This window comes from Streptomyces turgidiscabies Car8 (assembly GCF_000331005.1).
GTDB classification, from domain to species: Bacteria; Actinomycetota; Actinomycetes; order Streptomycetales; family Streptomycetaceae; genus Streptomyces; species Streptomyces turgidiscabies.
In genome coordinates this window covers 1-14,554 of the sequence record NZ_AEJB01000511.1, presented here as the reverse complement: position 1 = coordinate 14,554, position 14,554 = coordinate 1, and the positions used below count along the sequence as shown (strand labels likewise).

At 72.2% G+C, this 14,554-nt stretch carries 15 protein-coding genes; 11 read left to right on the top strand and 4 right to left on the bottom strand.

Annotation, left to right across the window (positions count from 1 at the left end; genetic code table 11):
* Positions 1-120: 120 nt before the first annotated feature.
* The gene (locus STRTUCAR8_RS36755; protein ID WP_006381360.1) at positions 121-1,635 is read left to right on the top strand and encodes a 3-hydroxyacyl-CoA dehydrogenase; all 1,515 of its coding nucleotides are present in this window, start codon (positions 121-123) and stop codon (positions 1,633-1,635) included.
* Positions 1,632-2,222, top strand: coding sequence for a TetR/AcrR family transcriptional regulator (locus tag STRTUCAR8_RS36750; protein WP_006381374.1), 591 nt, complete (start codon positions 1,632-1,634; stop codon positions 2,220-2,222). The genes STRTUCAR8_RS36755 and STRTUCAR8_RS36750 overlap by 4 nt, the downstream gene beginning before the upstream one ends.
* 19 nt (positions 2,223-2,241) lie before the next feature.
* On the opposite strand, the gene STRTUCAR8_RS36745 is transcribed toward STRTUCAR8_RS36750, so the two are convergent.
* A complete protein-coding gene (locus STRTUCAR8_RS36745; protein ID WP_006381362.1) occupies positions 2,242-2,742 on the bottom strand; it encodes an Lrp/AsnC family transcriptional regulator in 501 nt (166 codons plus the stop codon).
* Between the two features lie 175 nt (positions 2,743-2,917).
* Here STRTUCAR8_RS36745 and pdhA point away from each other — a divergent pair, with 175 nt between their 5' ends.
* From pdhA to STRTUCAR8_RS36715, 6 genes are read left to right on the top strand one after another with little or no spacing between them, the layout of a single operon-like run.
* Complete coding sequence (pdhA, locus tag STRTUCAR8_RS36740; RefSeq protein ID WP_006381367.1) at positions 2,918-4,051, top strand: pyruvate dehydrogenase (acetyl-transferring) E1 component subunit alpha; 1,134 nt, start codon at positions 2,918-2,920, stop codon at positions 4,049-4,051.
* A complete protein-coding gene (locus STRTUCAR8_RS36735; RefSeq protein WP_006381371.1) occupies positions 4,051-5,055 on the top strand; it encodes an alpha-ketoacid dehydrogenase subunit beta in 1,005 nt (334 codons plus the stop codon). The genes pdhA and STRTUCAR8_RS36735 overlap by 1 nt, the downstream gene beginning before the upstream one ends.
* Positions 5,055-6,425 carry a dihydrolipoamide acetyltransferase family protein gene (locus tag STRTUCAR8_RS36730; RefSeq protein WP_006381386.1) on the top strand — a complete coding sequence of 457 codons (1,371 nt, stop codon included), beginning with the start codon at positions 5,055-5,057 and terminating at the stop codon, positions 6,423-6,425. The genes STRTUCAR8_RS36735 and STRTUCAR8_RS36730 overlap by 1 nt, the downstream gene beginning before the upstream one ends.
* Before the next feature lie 55 nt (positions 6,426-6,480).
* The gene (locus STRTUCAR8_RS36725) at positions 6,481-7,404 is read left to right on the top strand and encodes an NTP transferase domain-containing protein (protein WP_006381383.1); all 924 of its coding nucleotides are present in this window, start codon (positions 6,481-6,483) and stop codon (positions 7,402-7,404) included.
* Positions 7,401-8,870 carry a molybdopterin molybdotransferase MoeA gene (locus STRTUCAR8_RS36720; RefSeq protein ID WP_006381361.1) on the top strand — a complete coding sequence of 490 codons (1,470 nt, stop codon included), beginning with the start codon at positions 7,401-7,403 and terminating at the stop codon, positions 8,868-8,870. Before STRTUCAR8_RS36725 ends, STRTUCAR8_RS36720 begins: the two co-directional genes overlap by 4 nt.
* Positions 8,871-8,913: 43 nt before the next feature.
* The gene (locus tag STRTUCAR8_RS36715) at positions 8,914-10,020 is read left to right on the top strand and encodes a potassium channel family protein (protein WP_179200617.1); all 1,107 of its coding nucleotides are present in this window, start codon (positions 8,914-8,916) and stop codon (positions 10,018-10,020) included.
* Between the two features lie 16 nt (positions 10,021-10,036).
* On the opposite strand, the gene STRTUCAR8_RS36710 is transcribed toward STRTUCAR8_RS36715, so the two are convergent.
* Together STRTUCAR8_RS36710 and STRTUCAR8_RS36705 are read right to left on the bottom strand one after the other, a co-directional pair.
* Complete coding sequence (locus STRTUCAR8_RS36710) at positions 10,037-10,888, bottom strand: ABC transporter permease (protein WP_006381364.1); 852 nt, start codon at positions 10,886-10,888, stop codon at positions 10,037-10,039.
* Complete coding sequence (locus STRTUCAR8_RS36705; protein ID WP_006381372.1) at positions 10,885-11,961, bottom strand: ATP-binding cassette domain-containing protein; 1,077 nt, start codon at positions 11,959-11,961, stop codon at positions 10,885-10,887. The genes STRTUCAR8_RS36710 and STRTUCAR8_RS36705 overlap by 4 nt, the downstream gene beginning before the upstream one ends.
* 160 nt (positions 11,962-12,121) lie before the next feature.
* Between STRTUCAR8_RS36705 and STRTUCAR8_RS36700 the strand changes: the two genes are divergently transcribed.
* Complete coding sequence (locus STRTUCAR8_RS36700; protein WP_006381382.1) at positions 12,122-13,102, top strand: NAD(P)H-quinone oxidoreductase; 981 nt, start codon at positions 12,122-12,124, stop codon at positions 13,100-13,102.
* Between the two features lie 16 nt (positions 13,103-13,118).
* Here STRTUCAR8_RS36700 and STRTUCAR8_RS36695 read toward each other — a convergent pair whose 3' ends face one another.
* Positions 13,119-13,538 carry a hypothetical protein gene (locus STRTUCAR8_RS36695; RefSeq protein WP_048818878.1) on the bottom strand — a complete coding sequence of 140 codons (420 nt, stop codon included), beginning with the start codon at positions 13,536-13,538 and terminating at the stop codon, positions 13,119-13,121.
* A gap of 171 nt (positions 13,539-13,709) precedes the next feature.
* Between STRTUCAR8_RS36695 and STRTUCAR8_RS36690 the strand changes: the two genes are divergently transcribed.
* Complete coding sequence (locus STRTUCAR8_RS36690; protein WP_006381368.1) at positions 13,710-14,252, top strand: bacterial proteasome activator family protein; 543 nt, start codon at positions 13,710-13,712, stop codon at positions 14,250-14,252.
* Positions 14,203-14,554 (top strand): hypothetical protein (locus STRTUCAR8_RS36685; protein WP_241784716.1); only part of this gene is annotated, 352 nt, incomplete at its 3' end. The genes STRTUCAR8_RS36690 and STRTUCAR8_RS36685, both read left to right, overlap by 50 nt.

Here is a 14,554-nt window from a genome sequence, read left to right as displayed (position 1 = left end):
CTTCGTTGAGCTCATGACCTGGGCAGAAAAGGCACGACAGAGCTAGAGTAACCGAACGATCGGTCGGGACAAGGGGGTCCGCCGCATCTGTGGACAACCCCGTGCGGGAGGATCGCGCACATGACTGCACTCGACCTCAGCAGCCCCGTGGCCGTCGTCGGCACCGGCACCATGGGCCAGGGCATCGCCCAGGTCGCGCTGGTCGCCGGTCATCACGTACGGCTGTTCGACGCCGCGCCGGGGCGGGCCCAGGACGCCGCCGACGCGATCGGCGCGCGGCTCGACCGGCTCGTCGAGAAGGACCGGATGACGGCGGCCGACCGGGACACCGCCCGGGGCCGGCTGCACGCCGCCGGGAACCTCGCCGAACTCGCCGACTGCTCCCTCGTCGTGGAGGCCGTCCTCGAACGCCTCGACGTGAAGCAGGAGTTGATGCACGCCCTGGAGGACGTGGTCGACGACGACTGTCTGCTCGCCACCAACACCTCCTCCCTGTCCGTCACCGCCATCGGGGGCGCCCTGCGCAACCCCGGCCGGTTCGTGGGGCTGCACTTCTTCAACCCGGCGCCGCTGCTGCCCCTTGTGGAGGTCGTCTCCGGGTTCGCCACCGACGTCACGTCGGCCACGCGCGCGTACGAGATGGCCCGCGCCTGGGGAAAGACGCCGGTCGCCTGCGCCGACACCCCCGGGTTCATCGTCAACCGTCTCGCCCGGCCCTTCTACGCGGAGGCCTTCGCGGCGTACGAGGCCCAGTCCGCCGACCCCGCCACCATCGACGCGGTGCTGCGCGACTGCGGCGGGTTCATGATGGGCGCGTTCGAACTGACCGACCTGATCGGGCAGGACGTCAACGAGGCCGTCACCCACTCCGTGTGGCAGGCCTTCTTCCACGACGTGCGGTTCACACCCTCACTCGCCCAGCGCCGGCTCGTCGAGTCGGGCCGGCTCGGCCGGAAGACCGGGCAGGGCTGGTACGAGTACGGGGCCGACGCCGAGCGCGCCGAACCGCACACCGCGGAACAGGCCCAGCCGCCCGCGTACGTCGTCGCCGAGGGCGACCTGGGCCCCGCGGCCGACCTCCTCGCGCTGATCCGTGAGGCGGGCATTCCCGTCCGTGAGGACGAGGAGGACCACGGCACCCGGCTGGTGCTGCCCAGCGGCGGTCAGCTGGTCCTCGCCGACGGGCAGACAAGCGTCGAGTTCCGGGACGTCGTCTACTTCGACCTCGCCCTCGACTACCGCCGGGCCACCCGGATGGCCCTGTCCGCCTCCCAGGACACCCAGCCGCAGACCCTCTCCGAGGCCATCGGTCTCTTCCAGGCACTCGGCAAGGCCGTCAGCGTCCTCGGGGACGCCCCCGGCATGATCGTCGCCCGTACGGTGGCCCGGATCGTCGACCTCGCGCACGACGCCGTCGCCAAGGGCGTCGCCACCGAGGAGGACGTCGACACGGCGATGCGCCTCGGGGTCAACTACCCGCTGGGACCGTTCGAGTGGAGCCGCCGGCTCGGCCGGAGCTGGGCGCACGAGATCCTCGACGAACTGCACCAGCGCGACCCGAGCGGACGGTACGCGCCGTCCCTCGCGCTCTACCGCCACGCGTACGCCACCGACAAGCGGGAGGGCACCCCATGACCACCGCCAAGCGCGACACGTACACCCCGCAGACGCTTCTCCAGGTCGCCGTCCAGGTGTTCATCGAGCGCGGCTACGACGGCACCTCGATGGAGCACCTCTCCAAGGCGGCGGGCATCTCCAAGTCGTCGATCTACCACCACGTCACCGGCAAGGAGGAGCTGCTGCGGCTGGCCGTCAGCCGGGCGCTGGACGGGCTCTTCGGGATCCTCGACGAGGAGCACGCGCGCGTGGGGCCCGCCGCCGGGCGCCTGGAGTACGTCGTACGGCGCATGGTGGAGGTGCTCATCGCCGAACTGCCGTACGTGACGCTGCTGCTGCGGGTGCGCGGCAACACCGGCACCGAGCGCTGGGCCCTGGAACGGCGCCGCGACTTCGACCACCGGGTGGCCGAGCTGCTCAAGGCGGCCGCCGCCGAGGGCGACATACGCGGTGACGTGGAGGTGCGCCTCGCGACCAGGCTCGTCTTCGGGATGATCAACTCGGTCGTCGAGTGGTACCGGCCGGACGGGCGTGGCATGGGTGAGCGGGAGGTCGCCGACGCGGTGGCGCGGCTGGTCTTCGGGGGGCTGCGCCACCCGGCGTGAGCGCCCTTGAAGGGGTTACTCAGGTCTGCGGTTCCAGGTCCTCGGCCTCGAACACCAGCAGGGTGCGTGTGCTGAGCACCTCCGGGATCGCCTGCAGGCGCATCAGCACCAGTTCGCGCAGCGCCTTGTTGTCGGGGGTGTGGACCAGCAGGAGTACGTCGAAGTCGCCGCCCACCAGGGCGATGTGGTCGGCGCCGGGGAGCTGTCTCAGCTGCTCGCGGACCGTGCGCCAGGAGTTCTGGACGATCTTCAGGGTGATGTACGCCGAGGTGCCCTGTCCGGCGCGCTCGTGGTCCACGCGGGCGCCGAAGCCACGGATCACGCCGTCCTCGATGAGGCGGTTGATGCGCGCGTAGGCGTTGGCCCGCGAGACGTGGACGTGTTCGGCCACGGAACGGATCGAGGCGCGGCCGTCCGCCTGGAGCATCTGCAGGATGTCCTGATCAATGGCGTCCAGCGGGCGCGGGGGCGGCGGGGTGCCGCCGCCTTCCTGGCGTTCGGCCATTTGTTCAGGTGCCATGTCCCCCCGCTTCCCTTTCATGGACGTACTGCGTCCATCTCAGGCTGTGGAGAACCGTTTGTCCACAGCCTGGCGGTGCCTGTAGCCAAAATGTGCCGACGACCGAACAATCGGTAGGTGAGGCGAGTCACATCCGTGGCGCGCCCGGAGCCGTCTCCCACGAGGAGGTGCCGTCATGACGGTCATGGAGCAGCGGGGCGCATACCGGCCCACGCCGCCGCCCGCCTGGCAGCCCCGTACCGACCCCGCGCCGCTGCTGCCCGACGCGGCGCCGTACCGCGTCCTCGGCACCGAGGCGGCGGCGCAGGCGGATGCCAGGCTGCTGCGCCGGCTGTACGCGCAGTTGGTGCGCGGGCGCCGGTACAACGCGCAGGCCACCGCCCTCACCAAGCAGGGCCGGCTCGCGGTGTATCCCTCCAGCGTCGGCCAGGAGGCCTGTGAGGTGGCCGCCGCGCTCGTCCTGGAGGACCGCGACTGGCTCTTCCCCAGCTATCGGGACACGCTCGCCGTGGTCGCCCGGGGCGTGGACCCCGTACAGGCGCTGACGCTGCTGCGCGGTGACTGGCACACCGGGTACAACCCGCGTGAGCACCGGGTGGCGCCCCTGTGCACCCCGCTGGCGACGCAGCTGCCGCACGCCGTGGGGCTCGCGCACGCCGCCCGCCTCAAGGGCGACGACGTGGTCGCGCTGGCCATGGTCGGCGACGGCGGCACCAGTGAGGGCGACTTCCACGAGGCGCTGAACTTCGCCGCCGTGTGGCAGGCGCCGGTGGTCTTCCTGGTCCAGAACAACGGCTTCGCGATCTCGGTACCGCTCGCCAAGCAGACCGCCGCCCCGTCGCTGGCCCACAAGGCGGTGGGCTACGGGATGCCGGGCCGGCTGGTCGACGGCAACGACGCGGTCGCCATGTACGACGTGCTGAGCGAGGCCGTACGCCACGCGCGCGCGGGTGGTGGTCCCACGCTCGTCGAGGCGGTGACCTACCGCGTGGAGGCGCACACCAACGCCGACGACGACAAGCGCTATCGGGCCGACTCCGAGGTCACCGCCTGGCGCGAGCACGACCCGATCGACCTTCTGGAACGGGAGCTCACCGCGCGCGGGCTCCTCGACGAGGACGGCATCAGGGCGGCGCGCGACGACGCCGAGACACTCGCCGCCGACCTGCGCGCCCGGATGAACCAGGACCCGGCGCTCGACCCCATGGACCTGTTCGCCCAGGTGTACGCCGAGCCCACCCCGCAACTGCGCGAGCAGCGGGCCCAGTTGCGGGCCGAGCTCGACGCCGAGGCGGAGGGGACGCACTGATGACCACCGTCGCCCTCAAACCGGCCACCATGGCGCAGGCCCTCACGCGCGCGATGCGCGACGCCATGGCCACCGACCCCACCGTGCACGTCATGGGTGAGGACGTCGGCACCCTCGGCGGGGTCTTCCGGGTCACCGACGGGCTCGCCAAGGAGTTCGGCGAGGACCGCTGCACGGACACCCCGCTGGCCGAGGCGGGCATCCTCGGGGCGGCCGTCGGCATGGCCATGTACGGTCTGCGCCCGGTCGTGGAGATGCAGTTCGACGCGTTCGCGTACCCCGCGTTCGAGCAGCTGATCTCGCACGTCTCCCGGATGCGCAACCGCACCCGCGGGGCGATGCCCCTGCCGATCACCGTCCGGGTGCCCTACGGCGGCGGCATCGGCGGCGTCGAACACCACAGCGACTCCTCCGAGGCGTACTACATGGCGACCCCGGGCCTCCATGTCGTCACGCCCGCCACAGTCGCCGACGCGTACGGCCTGCTGCGGGCGGCCATCGCCTCCGACGACCCGGTGGTCTTCCTGGAGCCCAAGCGCCTGTACTGGTCGAAGGACTCCTGGAACCCGGACGAGCCGTCGGCCGTTGAACCGATCGGACGCGCGGTGGTGCGGCGCCCGGGCCGCAGCGCCACACTCATCACGTACGGGCCGTCCCTTCCGGTCTGCCTGGAGGCGGCGAAGGCGGCGGAAGCGGAGGGCTGGGACCTGGAGGTCGTCGACCTGCGTTCCCTGGTCCCGTTCGACGACGAGACGGTGTGCGCCTCGGTGCGGCGGACCGGGCGCGCCCTGGTCGTCCACGAGTCGGGCGGCTTCGGTGGCCCCGGCGGGGAGATCGCGGCCCGCGTCACGGAGCGCTGCTTCCACCACCTGGAGGCGCCGGTGCTGCGTGTCGCCGGGTTCGACATCCCGTACCCGCCGCCGATGCTGGAGCGGCACCACCTGCCCGGCGTCGACCGTGTCCTGGACGCTGTGGGACGGCTGCAGTGGGAGGCGGAACGCTGATGGCACAGGTACTGGAGTTCAGGCTCCCCGACCTCGGCGAGGGACTCACCGAGGCGCTTATCGTGCGCTGGCTGGTCGAGGTCGGCGAGGTCGTCGCCGTCGACCAGCCGGTCGTCGAGGTCGAGACGGCCAAGGCGATGGTCGACGTGCCGTGCCCCTACGGGGGTGTCGTCACCGCCCGCTTCGGCGAGGAGGGCACCGAACTGCCCGTCGGCTCACCCCTGGTGACGGTCGCGGTCGGGACACCGTCCCACCCCGACCCCGCCGGTGACGCGGCGGAGGGCTCCGGGAACGTGCTCGTGGGATACGGCACGTCCGAGGCGCCCGCCCGGCGCCGGAGGGTACGGCGGGACCAGGAGGCGCCCGCCGCCCCGCAGGCCCTGAGGGACGCATCCGTACAGGCCCCGGCCCCCGCCCCCGCCTCTGCTCCGGTGGACGGTCCCGTGCCGGTCATCTCCCCGCTCGTCCGCAGGCTCGCCCGCGAGAACGGCCTGGATCTGCGGGAGTTGGCGGGCTCCGGACCCGACGGACTGATCCTGCGCGCCGACGTGGAGCGCGCCCTGCACAACGGCGCCGCACGAACCGAGTCCCCGGCGGCGGCCCCGGACACGGTTCCGGTGCCCGCGGCGCACCCCGCCCCCGTCACCACCGAGGGCACACGCGTCCCCCTCAAGGGCATCCGCGGTGCCGTCGCGGACAAGCTCTCCCGCAGCCGGCGCGAGATACCGGACGCGACCTGCTGGGTGGACGCCGACGCGACGGAACTGATGCACGCGCGCGTGCGGATGCAGCGTTTTTCTGGGGGACACCCCCAGACCCCCGGGGGCGGGGGCCCGAAGATCTCCCTCCTCGCCCTGCTCGCCCGGATCTGCACCGCCGCCCTCGCCCGGTACCCCGACCTGAATTCCACGGTCGACCTGGAGGCCAGGGAGATCGTCCGGCTCGACCGCGTCCACCTCGGCTTCGCCGCGCAGACCGAACGCGGACTCGTCGTCCCCGTCGTCCGGGACGCCCACACCAGGAACGCCGAGGAGCTGAGCGCCGAGATCGCACGGCTGACCGAGGCCGCCCGCACCGGCACCCTCACACCGGCCGAACTGACCGGCGGGACCTTCACGTTGAACAACTACGGCGTGTTCGGCGTCGACGGCTCCACGCCGATCATCAACCACCCCGAGGCAGCCATGCTCGGCGTCGGCCGGATCATCCCCAAGCCATGGGTGCACGAGGGGGAACTGGCGGTGCGTCAGGTCGTCCAGCTGTCGTTCACCTTCGACCACCGGGTGTGCGACGGCGGTACGGCGGGCGGTTTCCTGCGCTATGTGGCGGACTGCGTCGAACAACCGGCGGTGTTGCTGCGCACACTGTGATCAGGGCCGTGCGCGTACGTTCCCCGTGATCGACGACGGCCCGCATACTCGGAGGGTGACCGCCTACGAGCCCCAGCCCTCAGGGACCCCCGGCGCCGACGGCTACGACGCCGTGGTGCTCGCGGGCGGGGCCGCCCGGCGGCTCGGCGGCGCCGACAAACCCGGCGTGCGGGTGGGCGGACGGGCGCTGCTCGACCGGGTGCTCGCCGCCTGCGCGGACGCCGGCACCACCGTGGTCGTGGCCGGTCCCCGGCCCACCGCACGGCCCGTGACCTGGGCCCACGAGGACCCGCCGGGCGGCGGACCCGTCGCCGCGCTCGACGCGGGCCTGCGCCACACCGGGGCCGAGCACGTCGTCGTACTCTCCGCCGATCTCCCGTTCCTCGAACCGGCGACGGTACGGCGGCTCCTCGGCGCCCTGCGGACGAGCGGCGCCGAGGGTGCGCTGCTCACCGACACCGGCGGCCGGGACCAGCCGCTCGTGGCCGCGTACCGGGCGTCCGCGCTGCGCCGGGAGCTGGACGCGCTCACCCTCGAACACGGCGGCCTCACCGGCCTGCCGCTGCGCCGGCTGACCGCCGCGCTCGACCTCACCCGTGTCGTGGACCCCGTCGCGTCCTTCGACTGCGACACCTGGGAAGACATCGCCGCCGCCAGAGCACGCATCAGGGAGCATGGGCACGTGTTGGACGAATGGATTTCCGCAGCCAAGGACGAACTGGGCATCGACCTGGACGTCGACACCAACCTCCTCCTGGACCTCGCCCGTGACGCCGCGCACGGAGTGGCCAGGCCGGCCGCCCCGCTGACGACGTTCCTCGTCGGATACGCGGCGGGCCGGGCCGGGGGAGGCCCCGAAGCGGTCGCAGAGGCCACCCGCAAGGCTGTCGCCCTCGCACTGCGCTGGGCCGACGAGGCAGCGGCGGCCGACGCCGGGCCGGCTGCGGCCGAGGCCCCCGACAGCCCGGATGCCGGATGACCGCCCGCAGCGACCTGGACGACCTCGGCGCCGAGGAGGCGCTCGCCCTCGTGAACGAAGGCAACAGCGGCCGTAAGCAGGGCGTGGGACCCACCCCCGGAGGTGCCGAAGTGCCGGCCACCGCAGGGGACGGTGTCTACGACGTGGAGGCCGACCAGCCGCGCCCCGCCCCAACCGGCGGGGACCCCGCCCCGAGGCCCGACCCCGCCCCGGAGCGCCCCCGGGCCACCCCCTGGCCCCAGGCCCGTGCCATCGCCGAGCGTGCTGCCCGACGGGTCCCCCGTGCCGCCTCGGCGCCCGTCTCCGTCCCCCTCGAAGCCGCCCTCGGTCTGGTCCTCGCCGCCCCGCTCGCGGCCCTCACCGACCTCCCCTCCTTCGACACGTCCGCGATGGACGGCTGGGCGGTGGCGGGCCCCGGCCCCTGGGACGTGCGCGAGGCCGGTGTCCTCGCCGGACAGGCACAGCCCGAACCGCTTACCGACGGCGACGCGGTACGGATCGCGACGGGCGCCCGCATCCCCCGCGACACGACCGCCGTACTGCGCAGCGAGCACGGCCGCACCGACGACAACGGCCGGCTGCACGCCACCCTCCCTCAATCTCGGCTTCGCTCGAGCGGGGGGACCCCCACCATGAGCCACGGCCAGGACATCCGGCCGCGCGGCCAGGAGTGCCGTGCCGGCGACCAGCTGCTGCCCACCGGCACCTTCGTGACCCCCGCGGTGCTCGGTCTCGCGGCAGCCGCCGGATACGACACCCTCGCCGTGATTCCCCGTCCCCGGGCCGAAGTACTCGTCCTGGGCGACGAGTTGCTCACCGAGGGACTGCCGCACGACGGGCTGATCCGGGACGCCCTCGGCCCGATGCTGCCGCCCTGGCTGCGCTCGCTCGGCGCCGACGTCATCGCCGTACGCCGGCTCGGGGACGACGCCGAGGCGCTCTACGAAGCCCTGAAGAACTCCCCCGCCGAGATCGTCGTCACCACCGGCGGCACCGCGGCCGGGCCCGTCGACCACGTCCACCCCACCCTGCTCCGTCTCGGCGCCGAGCTGTTGGTGCACGGCGTCCAGGTGCGCCCCGGACACCCGATGCTGCTGGCCCGGCTGAAGGAGAACCAGCACCTGGTCGGGCTGCCCGGCAACCCGCTGGCCGCCGTCTCCGGGCTGCTCACCCTCGCGGAGCCCCTGCTGCGGACCCTCGCCGGACGGGCGGCGCCCGAGCCGTACACGCTGCCCCTCAAAGACGAGGTGCACGGGCACCCGCACGACACCCGGCTCGTCCCCGTCGTCCTGCGCGACGAACGGGCCGTGCCGCTGCACTACAACGGGCCGGCCATGCTGCGCGGGATCGCGGCGGCCGAGGCTCTCGCGGTCGTACCGCCGGGCGGTGCGCGAGCCGGTCAGGAACTGGAACTGCTCGACCTGCCCTGGGCCGCGGCCACCGAAGCCGGGGTGTGTTTCACGTGAAACATTCGGATCGCAACGGTGGCCGCCGCCGTGCCAGGGGAGGATGTTTCACGTGAAACTGCCGGGCCATGACGCCATCGCCCGCCAGGCGGACGAGCATCTGGTGACCTATCGGGTGAAACTTCCCCGGACCGTGGTGGAACGGCCGATCCGACAGGTCGGCAAGCGTGTCGCCATGGCCCTGCTGGTCCTGGTCGGGACGGCGCTCATCGTCTACGCCGACCACGACGGCTACAGCGACAACGCGGACGGCTCCGTGAGCCTCCTCGACGCCTTCTACTACGCCACCGTCACCCTCTCCACCACCGGATACGGCGACATCGCGCCTGTCAGTGACGCCGCCCGGTTCACCAACATCTTCGTCATCACACCGCTGCGCGTGCTCTTCCTGATCATCCTGGTCGGCACGACTCTCGAAGTCCTCACGGAGCGCACCCGTGAGGAGTGGCGGCAGAACCGCTGGAGGGCGACCTTGCGAGAGCACACCGTGGTCATCGGGTTCGGTACGAAGGGGCGGTCGGCCGTACAGACCGTCTGTGTCACCGGGCTGAAGAAGGAACAGGTCGTGGTCGTCGACCCCAGTTCCAAGGCCGTGGACGCCGCCACCGCCGAGGGGTACGCCGGAGTGGTCGGCGACGCCACCCGCAGCGACGTACTCCTGCGGGCCGAGGTGCAGAAGGCGCGGCAGATCATCATCGCCACCCAGCGCGACGACACGGCCGTGCTCGTCACCCTGACGGCCCGGCAGCTCAACCGCCAAGCGAAGATCGTGGTCGCCGTGCGCGAGGAGGAGAACGCGCCGCTGCTCAAGCAGTCCGGCGCCGACGCCGTCATCACGAGCGCGAGCGCGGCCGGACGGCTGCTCGGGCTGTCCGTGCTGAGCCCTGTCGCCGGCATGGTCATGGAGGACCTCATCCAGCAGGGCAGCGGGCTCGACATCGTCGAGCGGCCGGTCATAAAGGCCGAGGTCGGCAAGGGGCCGCGTGAGACGGACGACCTGGTCGTGAGCGTCGTACGCGGGCATCGCGTGCTGGGTTACGACGATCCGGCCATCGGGGAGCTTCAGGTGGCCGACCGGCTCATCACCATCGTGCGGGCGACGCCGGGCGCGCATGTGGCGCCCGACGTCCGTCCGATCCGCGACAACTGATCCCCCGCTGTCCGCATCACTTGCGGTTGTAGAGCCGCATCGTGACGGGGCCGAAGACCAGCACCAGCAGGCCCGCCCACCCCAGTGACCAGGCGATCTCGGCGGTCGGCCACTCGCCGGCCATCAGCTCGCGTACCGCCGACGACACATGGGTGATCGGGCTGTTGTTGACGAAGGCCTGGAGCCAGCCGGGCATGGTGCTCGGGTCGACGAAGACGTTGGACAGGAACGTCAGCGGGAAGATCACCATCATGCTGACGCCCATCACCGACTTCTCCGTGCGCAGCAGCAGCCCGAACATCGTCCAGATCCACGAGAAGGCGAAGGAGAAGACCAGGAGGAGGGCGATGCCGGCGGCCACGCCCACCACTCCGCCGTCGGGGCGGTAGCCGAGGATGACGCCGACCGTCAGCATCACGACGGATGCCATGGTGTAGCGCAGGGCGTCGCCGAGGAGATAGCCGACCATCACCGCCGGCCGCCAGATCGGCAGCGTACGGAAGCGGTCGAAGACGCCCTTCTCGATGTCCGTGTTGACCGAGACACCCGTGTACATCGTGATCATCACGACCGACATCACCAGGATGCCCGGCAGCAGGAACTGGATGTACTCGCGCGGAGAGCCCGCCAGCGCGCCCCCGAACAGGTACGTGTACATCAGCACCATCATGATCGGGAAGGCGGTGACGTCGAAGAGCTGCTCGGGGACGTGCTTGATCTTGAGGATCGCGCGCCAGCCGAAGGTGAGGGACGCCGAGAGCGCGCTGGGGCGCGGCGGCCGGTCCTTGGCGACGAGCAGCGCGGCGAGCGACTCGGCGCTGACGGGCGCGAGTTCCCTGTTCTCGGTGCTGGTGGTCGCGGTGCTCATGCCGCCGCCTCGCCTTCGGTGGAGCCGGCTGTGGAGTCGGCTGTGGAGTCGGCCGGTGGCTCGGTCGGGGAGTCCGCCCCCGTGTCGTGGCCGGTGAGGGCGAGGAACACCTCGTCCAGGCTGGGCTGCCCCAGGGAGAAGTTGTCGACCGTGATGCCGCGCCGGGCCAGTTCACCGAGCGCGCGGGCCGCCTGCTCGGCCGCGTTGTCCCCTGCGGACGATCCGACGCGGGCCGTGAGAGCCACCGGGTCGGGTTCGCGCTGCACAGTCGCGTCGAGGGCGAGCCGCAGCACCTCCTCCGCCTGGGGCCGCTGCGCCGGATCCCGTAGCCGCAGATGGACGGACCCGGCGCCCACGGACGCCTTCAGCTCGCCCTTCGTGCCCTCCGCGATCACCTTGCCCCTGTCGATGACCGCGATCCGGGACGCCAGCTGATCGGCCTCGTCCAGATACTGCGTGGTCAGCAGCACCGTCGTGCCCTGGGCGACCACCGCGCGCACGATGTCCCACACCTGGTTGCGGCTGCGGGGGTCGAGGCCGGTCGTCGGTTCGTCGAGGAAGAGCAGGTCGGGGGTGTTGAGGATGGACGCGGCGATGTCGATACGGCGTCGCATACCGCCCGAGTAGTGCTTGACCTGCTTGCCCGCCGCGTCGGAGAGGCCGAAGGCCTCCAGGAGCTGGGCGGCGCGCTCACGGGCGGTCCGCTTGTGGTGGCCGAGGAGCCGGCCGAGCAGCACCAGGTTCTCGGTGCCGGTGAGGTCCTCGTCCACGGACGCGTACTGGCCGGTGAGGCTCACCCTGCCGCGTACCGTGTCCGCCTCGCGCACCACGTCGTGGCCGAAGACGTGCGCCTCGCCGCCGTCCGGCCTGAGCAGGGTGGCCAGCATCTTCACGGTGGTCGTCTTGCCGGCGCCGTTCGGTCCGAGGACCCCGTAGACCGTGCCGGTGGGCACGGCGAGGTCGACGCCGTCGACGGCCCGCGTCTCACCGAACGTCTTCACCAGCCCCGCGGTCTCGATCGCGAGGTCGGGCGCCTCGGCCGCCCTGCCCGCCCTGGCTGCCTCTGGGCTCATGTCGGGTCCTTCCGGAGTCCTTGCGCGTACGGGGTGACGCAGAGGGAGACCGCCGGCCGACCGGAAACTCATCGCTCCGAGGCCGCACGCCCCTCCACGGTCTCTCCGTCGGGCCGGGACCGCACCCCGATTTCCTCGGGGCGGGGAGTAGCGTCCCCTCATGCATGCGATCACGATTCCCGAACCCGGAGGGCCCGAGGCGCTGGTGTGGGCCGAGGTCCCCGATCCCGTGCCCGGTGAGGGCGAGGTGCTGGTCGAGGTGGTGGCCGGTGCCGTCAACCGCGCCGACATCCTGCAACGCCAGGGCTTCTACAACCCGCCACCCGGCGCCTCCCCGTACCCCGGCCTGGAGTGCTCCGGCCGGATCGCCGAGATCGGGCCCGGAGTGTCCGGCTGGTCCGTCGGCGACGAGGTGTGCGCGCTGCTCGCGGGCGGCGGTTACGCCCAGAAGGTCGCCGTCCCGGCCGGGCAGCTGCTGCCCGTGCCCGAGGGCGTCGACCTGAAGCGTGCGGCGGCGCTGCCCGAGGTGGTCTCCACGGTCTGGTCGAACGTCTTCATGATCTCCCACCTCCGTCCCGGCGAGACCCTTCTCGTGCACGGCGGCTCCAGCGGTATCGGCACCATGGCCATCCAGCTCGCCAAGGCGGTCGGTGCCAGGGTCGCCGTGACGGCCGGCACGAAGGAGAAGCTCGACCAGTGCGCCGAGCTGGGCGCCGACATCCTCGTCAACTACCGCGAGCAGGACTTCGTCGAGGAGCTGAAGCAGGCGACCGGCGGCGCCGGCGCCGACGTCATCCTCGACAACATGGGCGCCAAGTACCTGGACCGCAACGTCCGCGCCCTCGCCGTCAACGGACGGCTCGCGATCATCGGGATGCAGGGCGGCGTCAAGGCCGAACTGAACATCGGCGCGCTGCTCACCAAGCGGGCCGCGATCAGCGCGACCTCGCTGCGCGCGCGCCCGCTCGCCGAGAAGGCGGCGATCGTGGCCGCCGTACGCGAACACGTCTGGCCGCTGCTGGCCGCCGGTCATGTCCGGCCCGTCGTCGACCGCGAGTTCCCGATGAGCGACGCGGCGGCGGCCCACCGGGTGGTGGAGGAGAGCGGGCACGTGGGGAAGGTGCTGCTGGTGGTCCCGTAGCGGGACGTCCTCGCGGTCACGTCCTCCGTACGCGCAGCCGCAGCGCCAGGAGGACGAGACCCAGGCCGAGGCCGAGCAGGACCAGCCCGCCGCCGAGCGGCAGTATCCGCAGGACCGGCTCGGACGCGGCGGCGGGCAGGGCGGTGGCGCCCCCCGGCTCGTCCGGGACGGCGGTGGGTACGGGGACGGGAACGGTCTCCTCGTACGCCGACTCGTCGGGCGGCGTGGACTCCCGCCGTCCCGGCCGTTGCCGACCCTCGCCCGCCGGGCTCCCGGCCCGGGAGGCGTCGGGGGCGGGCCGGGAGGCGCGGGCGACGGACGGGACGGGCGGGGTGCCGTACGGCGGTGTCGTGCCGTGCGGGGAGGCGGCGAGCGCGGGAGCCGCGAGGGCGAGCAGGGTGCCGCAGGTACGCAGGGTGCGAAGCCATGGAGTCACGTCGTTGGCCCCCTCCCGCTGCGGAGTCGCCAGTCGTCGATCGGGATTCACCCGTCACCGGGGTCCGACGGGACCAGCCTCACACGCACCCGTCTGTCCGGCATCCCGGACGGATGGAGCCGGGCAGGACCCACCGGCCGACAGCGCGACCAGGTGGGAGAGAATGGCCACATGGAGATGCCGAGGAACGAAAGGTCGCCGGAGAACCCCCAGATCCTGGTCGTTGGCCAGGACGGGATGGCTCTCGGTGGTGGCGGTGACGACGACTCCCGCGAGATTCCGGTGACGGACATGGTGGAGCAGCCCGCCAAGGTCATGAGGATCGGCAGCATGATCAAGCAGTTGCTGGAGGAGGTGCGGGCGGCTCCTCTCGACGAGGCGAGCCGGGTCCGGCTGAAGGAGATCCACGCCAGCTCGGTGAAGGAGCTGGAGGACGGTCTGGCGCCCGAGCTCGTCGACGAACTGGAGCGGCTGTCCCTGCCGTTCACGGACGAGGCGATTCCCAGCGACGCCGAACTGCGGATCGCGCAGGCCCAGTTGGTGGGCTGGCTGGAGGGCCTCTTCCACGGGATCCAGACCGCCCTGTTCGCCCAGCAGATGGCCGCGCGGGCCCAGCTGGAGCAGATGCGCCGCGCGTTGCCGCCGGGCGTCGGCGGCCACGAGGGTGACGAGGACCCGCGCACGGGCGGACGTACGGGCGGGCCGTACCTCTAGTCCTTCCCAGATCTCATGGAGCGACAAGGAGACCGCGGAGGCCAAGCTCCTCGTCGCGGTGAAGGCCGAGGGCGACGCGAAGGCGGCCGCCGCCGACGCGCACGCCAAGCGGCTGGCGGCGGAGGCCGAGGAGAAGACGGCCAAGGCGGAGAAGACGCAAGCGGCCGCCAAGCAGGCCGAGGCCGCCGACCACCGCAGGAACGCCGAGTCGGAGGCGACGAAGGCCAAGGCCGCTAAGGACAGGGCCGAGGCCTCGGAGAAGACTGCCCAGAGCAGGCGCGATGACGCGGTCGGCGCCAGGG

What these genes read in the sequence shown, in the direction of transcription:
- STRTUCAR8_RS36700 (WP_006381382.1), top strand. Translation starts at nt 12,122, where the DNA reads ATGCATGCGATCACGATTCCCGAACCCGGAGGGCCCGAGGCGCTGGTG.
- STRTUCAR8_RS36710 (WP_006381364.1), bottom strand. Translation starts at nt 10,888, where the DNA reads ATGAGCACCGCGACCACCAGCACCGAGAACAGGGAACTCGCGCCCGTC.
- STRTUCAR8_RS36730 (WP_006381386.1), top strand. Translation starts at nt 5,055, where the DNA reads ATGGCACAGGTACTGGAGTTCAGGCTCCCCGACCTCGGCGAGGGACTC.
- STRTUCAR8_RS36705 (WP_006381372.1), bottom strand. Translation starts at nt 11,961, where the DNA reads ATGAGCCCAGAGGCAGCCAGGGCGGGCAGGGCGGCCGAGGCGCCCGAC.
- STRTUCAR8_RS36750 (WP_006381374.1), top strand. Translation starts at nt 1,632, where the DNA reads ATGACCACCGCCAAGCGCGACACGTACACCCCGCAGACGCTTCTCCAG.
- STRTUCAR8_RS36720 (WP_006381361.1), top strand. Translation starts at nt 7,401, where the DNA reads ATGACCGCCCGCAGCGACCTGGACGACCTCGGCGCCGAGGAGGCGCTC.
- STRTUCAR8_RS36690 (WP_006381368.1), top strand. Translation starts at nt 13,710, where the DNA reads ATGGAGATGCCGAGGAACGAAAGGTCGCCGGAGAACCCCCAGATCCTG.
- STRTUCAR8_RS36715 (WP_179200617.1), top strand. Translation starts at nt 8,914, where the DNA reads ATGTTTCACGTGAAACTGCCGGGCCATGACGCCATCGCCCGCCAGGCG.
- STRTUCAR8_RS36745 (WP_006381362.1), bottom strand. Translation starts at nt 2,742, where the DNA reads ATGGCACCTGAACAAATGGCCGAACGCCAGGAAGGCGGCGGCACCCCG.
- pdhA (WP_006381367.1), top strand. Translation starts at nt 2,918, where the DNA reads ATGACGGTCATGGAGCAGCGGGGCGCATACCGGCCCACGCCGCCGCCC.
- STRTUCAR8_RS36735 (WP_006381371.1), top strand. Translation starts at nt 4,051, where the DNA reads ATGACCACCGTCGCCCTCAAACCGGCCACCATGGCGCAGGCCCTCACG.
- STRTUCAR8_RS36755 (WP_006381360.1), top strand. Translation starts at nt 121, where the DNA reads ATGACTGCACTCGACCTCAGCAGCCCCGTGGCCGTCGTCGGCACCGGC.